Origin of the sequence: Psychrobacillus sp. NPDC096426 (assembly GCF_044762745.1) — a bacterium.
Classification (GTDB): domain Bacteria; phylum Bacillota; class Bacilli; order Bacillales_A; family Planococcaceae; genus Psychrobacillus.
In genome coordinates this window covers 42471-48470 of sequence record NZ_JBIWEX010000030.1, presented here as the reverse complement: position 1 = coordinate 48470, position 6000 = coordinate 42471, and the positions used below count along the sequence as shown (strand labels likewise).

Sequence of the window (6000 nt, the reverse complement as noted above, 5' to 3'; positions counted from 1 at the left end):
TATAAGCTCTTGTCCGTATAATCTTAAAATAAAATGAAAAAAGTGAAATCGCACGCGATTTCACTTTTTTCATTGATTGAGGCTACTTCTGTCCCTGCCTCTTTTTCATTTCTTGCTCATTCGAACTGTTAATTCTGATACGATGTACACGGCTATAGGTATGAGGAACATTGGAAGCGTAAACGCACCTTGCACTAAAACTACAACGAGTACCAAAACTGCCTGTACAAATTGAATCATACGCATTAATTTATTGACTGCCCACTTTCTAGCATTCGGATCCACCGGAAATAACTGATCCATTCGAAACTCGTGACCAGCTAATAACGCATGTCGTAATTGGACAACTGTTGCAAACGCAAGCGCACTTGTGAAAATAACTGCAACGATTGGAAACGGGATAAAGATTACGCCAATAACCGATAATGCTGTAAGTCGAACCCACAAAAAGAAATAATCATTTGTACGGATAAAGGTACGTAACACTAAATATAGCTGACTATTTTTTTGCGCGTATGGAACAAGATTATAAACCACATCCAGCCATTTTCTTCTTTTCGTCATCCCTCGTATATGCGGAACATCGGTGAAATAATTCGCAAATCGATAAAACCGCATCATGCGAGATTGTTCCACTTCGATAAAATGATCAAATGGAAACGGTACTTCATTCTTTTTCTTCTGCCAAACGAATGCATATATCAGTTGAATAATAACAACCACGATTAAAAATAAATAGTTTCCACTTAATAAGAAATAGAGCGCCGCAAATAGTAAAAGAAAACGTATAAAACGGTCAGCCCACACCGCTCTGCCATTCGAAGCAAAACGATAATTAAATTCCGCGTAAATACTCCAGTACTTCATCACTAAAACAAAAACGAAAAAAGATAAAATCTCTTCTTTCGTAGCACTCGCAACTTTCGTAAGTAACGGTATAGAAACAAGAAAAGCCGCAAGTGATAGAAAAACAGATGAAAAGTAGGTCCATCTTAGCGCAAGCTTTAAATATTCCTTAAGCTTCGTTTCTAACGGTAAAAAATACACACTATCTGCGTGCTTCATCAGTGTAGCCGGTGTACTCATCGCCAGTAAAATACTTAAAATGAAAGCTACAACTAAAAAAGCGGGAAAATTCTTCGGAGCTGTATTAAGCCATTCACTGTACGTATATCCCCCTGCGCCTAAGACGAAAACAATTACAATTGCAATATGCCCAGTGAAAATATACTTTAAGTATTTTTGTAATTCATTTATATAATAGACAAAACGCTTACCCCATATTTCACGCAAATTGTTCATCTTGTTGTTCCTTCGTCATTTCGATATATAAATCATCTAATGTCGCATGTGGCTTGTTAAAAGCAACTCGTAGATCGTCCATTGTTCCTTGTGCACGTATTTTCCCATTATGCAAAAGAAGGATTCGATCACAATATTTCTCCGCTGTCGATAAAATATGGGTAGACATTAGAACAGAGGCACCTTCGTCTTTTCGTGCCTTCATTTGATCAAGTAGCGATTGAATACCTAATGGATCTAATCCTACAAAGGGTTCATCAATAATATATAAATCAGGATTTACTAAAAACGCACACATAATCATTACTTTTTGACGCATTCCTTTAGAAAAATGTGCTGGAAACCAGTTCAATCGTTTCTCCATTCGGAACTCTTTTAGTAAAGACTCTTTCCTTGCTTCGAATACGGTTTGTTCTAGATTATAAGCCATTGCAGTAAGCTCTAAATGTTCTTTTAATGTTAACTCATCGTATAATACTGGTGTTTCCGGTATATACGAAAAAGAAGTACGGTACGTTGCCGGATCCTCTTTTAACGATTTTCCGTTTAGTAGAATCTCCCCTTTGGCAGCGTTCATCGTTCCAATAATATGTTTGATTGTTGTACTCTTCCCTGCTCCATTCAATCCTATTAACCCAACTAATTCCCCTTTCCCAATGGAAAAAGTTAGATTATGCAGCACTGGCTTTCTTGTATAGCCACCTGTTACGTTAGTTACTTTTAGTACAGTCATCTTTCGCACCTCAACTTTCTATTTAAATAGTTTACCAAAGCTATTAGAAAAAATCTTCTCTTAATCAAATTCGCAACCCCCAACCCTTTTCACAAAAAATGTTTTTACTGTAAAAAGGTTAAACAAACCTGTCCCATTATATGATAAACTTTTTGTAACAATGAATAGGAGGTTTTTCCATGAGTGAATGTATTTTTTGCAAAATAATCGACGGTTCTATTCCAAGTGCGAAAGTTTATGAGGATGAGCATGTATATGCCTTTATGGATATACAGCCACTAACAAAAGGACATACACTTATTATCCCCAAAAATCATAAAGAGAATGTGTATGATTTATCGGAAGAAGAAGCAAGTAATTTATTTAAAGTAGTTCCAAAGATTGCTTCTGTTCTAAAAGAAACATTTGGACCTGTTGGCATGAATTTACTTAATAATAATGGAGCTCCTGCCGGGCAAAGTGTTTTCCATTTTCACTTGCACTTTATTCCTCGTTATGATCAAACGGATGGCTTCCGTGCAACTTGGATGACAAAAGAAAAAACATTTACGCCTGAAGTTATTCAAGGCTTAGCAAAAGAATTAGCTGAAAAACTTGCAAACTAGTTGTTGCAATTAAGGGTAAAAAGACTTACAATCAGTGGTAAGATTCTTGCTAACGATCAAGAGGATACGTTAGAGGGATATAAACAAATAGAGCTTAGAAAAGCTGAGGAGAGATGAGAATTGAATACGAAAAATTTAGTATTAATGTCCCTATTAATAGGGGTCGGTGCAGTACTTTATATTATTATCCCTGGATTTAATGGTGGGATGAAACCAGATTTTATGTTGACCATGATGTTTATTGGCATACTGTTGTTCCCTGACGTAAAGAGTGTATTTCTACTTGGTATTTCAACAGGTGTTATTTCTGGATTGTTTTCGACATTTCCAGGCGGATTCGTTCCGAACATTATCGATAAATCGGTAACAGCATTTGTCTTCTTTGGATTAGTACTATTACTCACTAAATTTGCTATCAAGTTACCAGTTGCAGTAGTTCTTACATGTGTAGGAACACTTGTATCGGGTACGGTATTTTTATCAACTGCGATTTTTGTGTTTGGAGCAGGAGCAGTATTTGGAGAATTATTTGTTATAGTAGTTCTTCCTGCAATTGCGATCAATGCAGTAGCATTCTTTATTATTTATCCGATTATCGGAAAGTTGATCAAACGTTCTAAATTCAAAACAGCTCTTACAGTTTAAATTATTGCTTTCCTTTTCGAAGGAAAGCTTTTTTTGTTCAAATTATTATGTTTTAATTATGTTATGAAAAGGAATACTAGATTACATAAGGGGTGAACTCAAATGAAAATAGGACCATTATTTTTAGGGATTTCAACAGGAGTATTAGCTGGAGCAACTGCAGTTTTATTATCCACTCCTAAGTCGGGTAGTGAAGTACGTATTTCCTTAAAATCGACTTCCACCGATCTCCGGGATAAATTATCTGATATTAAAGTCCAAATGCAAGATTTAAAAAATTCGATACGTAATCTCACGAAAGAGTCGAAAGAAGTTATTCCACATGCTATAGAAGAGATTAAAGCAGATGTGGAGCAATGGAAAAGCGAAACCGCCCCATTACAGGCAAAACTTCAAGAAGAAATTTCCGCTATTCAATCAGCAATCGAAGAAATGGAAAAAACGTTGCCAAAGAAAAAAGAAGCTACTAGCTAACCACCTCTTCAAATAAAATAGGACATTTCTTGTTTAACTTGAAACAAGAAATGTCCTATTTTTTATAGTCTACGAAGTTATAGATTGAATGTTAAAGCCCAATCTAGAAATACAATTATTGGTATTTCACTTCAAGTTAACTGGGTGCTTTCCAAAACTTATTGATTAATCTTAGCCATTTACTGGATACCTATACATCGATATACTACAGCACATTCAGTCCATTCAACTGTTTATTGGAATTTACTTCTAGGAAACACTACATAAGACTGAATTTAGAGCAGTGGAGCGGAAGGGCGGCGATGACTCATCGCTAACCCGGCGGAAATCATTGCGGTCACCCCTTGCATGTACTATCCTTTATAAACTATCATTTATTTTTGATAATATGTATTCAGTTACATACTTTCTTGCTATAATGTTTGAAAGATTATAATAGAGAAAGAAGGCATACATATGACTGAACAGTTTTATACGATGAAAGAAGCAATGCTCTATAGTCAGCGTATTGCACAGCTATCCAAAGCATTATGGAAAGCTGTAGAAAAAGATTGGCAAGCATGGATAAAACCTTATGACTTGAATATTAATGAACATCACATTTTATGGATCTCTTATCATTTACAAGGTGCTACCGTATCTGAAGTTGCAAAATTCGGGGTTATGCATGTTTCAACTGCTTTTAATTTCTCCAAAAAGCTAGAAGAGCGCGGTTTACTTGCTTTTTCCAAAAGAGACGATGACAAACGAAACACTTACGTAGAAATTACTCCAAAAGGAAAAACACTACTCGACGAAATGTATGAAAATTATCATGATACACCACATTCCGTGATAGAAGGGTCCCGTTCAATGAAACAATTATATGGTAAATTTCCAGAATTTTTAGACGTAATGGCCGTTATTCGGAATATTTATGGGGATGACTTCATGGAGATATTTGAACGTTCTATTAATAATATCGATGAATCCTTCATTCAAAAAGAATAGATTTTTGCTAGTGTAAGCGCTCTATAATTTTTAATAATTTATGGTATTGCATTTTAAATATAAAAGTCGTATTGTATGTATCTGAAGCTAATTCTCTTCTATAGGAGTTGCATACACTTTGCATTGTTGGAAAACAATTAATGTACAAAAACAATATGGCTTGGAAAGGTTATTTCTATTATCGTCTCTCTTAGTTATAATCGTTTTTTCTTTCGCATACGTTTTGTTAGTAATTATTAATAATACAAATAAATCAGACGAATATTTTTTAGTATTTATCTTTGCATTTTTAAGCGTTTATCCGCTTCACAAGTTATTACACTTCATTCCACTTTTTCAATATCGTGAAAACATTAAAATAGTAAACAAAAAACAATTTGGATTTTTACCAACTGTATCGTTAAGAATTGTGGAACCAATTAATAAAAATAGATTTATCTTTTCTTTATTAGCACCTTTTATTTTTATTAATGTGGTATTAATTATCGGAGCATTACTTCTTCCTGTTTTTTCGCATTATTTCACTATATTATTTGCGTACCATTGCGGTATTTGTTTAATCGATTTAATATATGTAAAGCATTTAAGTAAGTCTCCAAAAAGTGCATATATTGAAGAAACAGAAGCTGGCTTCGAAATTCTAATCACTCCGACACATAATTAGCAAGAAGTAACACTTGTAAAACTCGCATCTTCTTTGATATGCTTACTAGTATATGAAGGGAGTTTGGACATGATCATATTTACTTTAGTTCTATTCTCAGCATTTTATTTGCTACAAATAAACCGAATGACATACGCTTTAGTTATGTCAAAAGAAATACCAGAAGAAAAACACCCAAAGATTTTTCGTACTATTAACATACTAATTACGATACTTCTTGTTTCCTTCTATGTAGAACTAGTTTACGCAGTTTAAGAGAAAAAAAATGGACCCAAATCATCGGAATGATTTCGGGTCATTTCTTTTTTGGCTTATAAATGAATAGAGAACTAAGATCGATTTTACACGATCTTAGTTCACGTCTTCATTAGTAAATAAACGCTGCCCCTACAATGATCAAAAGAATAAATAAAACAACAATTAACGCAAAACCAGAACCAGCTCCATAACCACCGCTATATTGTCCGCCCATTTAAAAACACCTCCTTTTCCATGTATCCTATGCGATTTTTTCAATAATCGGTAGGCAAATGAAAGGGAACCATTTTTGTTTTTATTTCGTTTATGTTATAGTAACTACGGCAGTA

General features: G+C 34.4%; 9 protein-coding genes. 6 read left to right on the top strand and 3 right to left on the bottom strand.

The window, feature by feature from the left end:
* Positions 1-105 precede the first annotated feature (105 nt).
* Both ACIQYS_RS19865 and ACIQYS_RS19860 read right to left on the bottom strand, forming a co-directional pair.
* The gene (locus ACIQYS_RS19865) at positions 106-1302 is read right to left on the bottom strand and encodes an ABC transporter permease (protein ID WP_402983920.1); all 1197 of its coding nucleotides are present in this window, start codon (positions 1300-1302) and stop codon (positions 106-108) included.
* Complete coding sequence (locus ACIQYS_RS19860; protein ID WP_402983917.1) at positions 1286-2035, bottom strand: ABC transporter ATP-binding protein; 750 nt, start codon at positions 2033-2035, stop codon at positions 1286-1288. Before ACIQYS_RS19860 ends, ACIQYS_RS19865 begins: the two co-directional genes overlap by 17 nt.
* Before the next feature lie 179 nt (positions 2036-2214).
* Here ACIQYS_RS19860 and ACIQYS_RS19855 point away from each other — a divergent pair, with 179 nt between their 5' ends.
* From ACIQYS_RS19855 to ACIQYS_RS19830, 6 genes are all read left to right on the top strand, one after another.
* A complete protein-coding gene (locus tag ACIQYS_RS19855; protein ID WP_402983914.1) occupies positions 2215-2640 on the top strand; it encodes an HIT family protein in 426 nt (141 codons plus the stop codon).
* 120 nt (positions 2641-2760) lie between these two features.
* Positions 2761-3285, top strand: a complete 525-nt coding sequence (locus tag ACIQYS_RS19850) for a tryptophan transporter (RefSeq protein ID WP_402983911.1) — start codon at positions 2761-2763, stop codon at positions 3283-3285.
* Positions 3286-3387: 102 nt separating this feature from the next.
* On the top strand, positions 3388-3759 hold the full coding sequence (locus ACIQYS_RS19845; protein WP_402983908.1) for a YtxH domain-containing protein: 372 nt from the start codon (positions 3388-3390) through the stop codon (positions 3757-3759).
* 456 nt (positions 3760-4215) lie between these two features.
* On the top strand, positions 4216-4749 hold the full coding sequence (locus tag ACIQYS_RS19840) for an HTH-type transcriptional regulator Hpr (protein WP_402983905.1): 534 nt from the start codon (positions 4216-4218) through the stop codon (positions 4747-4749).
* Between the two features lie 118 nt (positions 4750-4867).
* Positions 4868-5413: a DUF3267 domain-containing protein gene (locus tag ACIQYS_RS19835; RefSeq protein ID WP_402983902.1), complete on the top strand. Its 546-nt coding sequence runs from the start codon at positions 4868-4870 to the stop codon at positions 5411-5413.
* Between the two features lie 69 nt (positions 5414-5482).
* Positions 5483-5668, top strand: coding sequence for a hypothetical protein (locus tag ACIQYS_RS19830; RefSeq protein ID WP_090570160.1), 186 nt, complete (start codon positions 5483-5485; stop codon positions 5666-5668).
* A 112-nt stretch (positions 5669-5780) separates the two neighbouring features.
* Here ACIQYS_RS19830 and ACIQYS_RS19825 read toward each other — a convergent pair whose 3' ends face one another.
* Positions 5781-5885, bottom strand: coding sequence for a YjcZ family sporulation protein (locus ACIQYS_RS19825; protein WP_402983899.1), 105 nt, complete (start codon positions 5883-5885; stop codon positions 5781-5783).
* Between the last annotated feature and the right edge of the window lie 115 nt (positions 5886-6000).

Coding starts and splice junctions, on each gene's coding strand:
- ACIQYS_RS19865 (WP_402983920.1), bottom strand. CDS start 1,302: ATGAACAATTTGCGTGAAATATGGGGTAAGCGTTTTGTCTATTATATA.
- ACIQYS_RS19860 (WP_402983917.1), bottom strand. CDS start 2,035: ATGACTGTACTAAAAGTAACTAACGTAACAGGTGGCTATACAAGAAAG.
- ACIQYS_RS19855 (WP_402983914.1), top strand. CDS start 2,215: ATGAGTGAATGTATTTTTTGCAAAATAATCGACGGTTCTATTCCAAGT.
- ACIQYS_RS19845 (WP_402983908.1), top strand. CDS start 3,388: ATGAAAATAGGACCATTATTTTTAGGGATTTCAACAGGAGTATTAGCT.
- ACIQYS_RS19840 (WP_402983905.1), top strand. CDS start 4,216: ATGACTGAACAGTTTTATACGATGAAAGAAGCAATGCTCTATAGTCAG.
- ACIQYS_RS19830 (WP_090570160.1), top strand. CDS start 5,483: ATGATCATATTTACTTTAGTTCTATTCTCAGCATTTTATTTGCTACAA.
- ACIQYS_RS19825 (WP_402983899.1), bottom strand. CDS start 5,885: ATGGGCGGACAATATAGCGGTGGTTATGGAGCTGGTTCTGGTTTTGCG.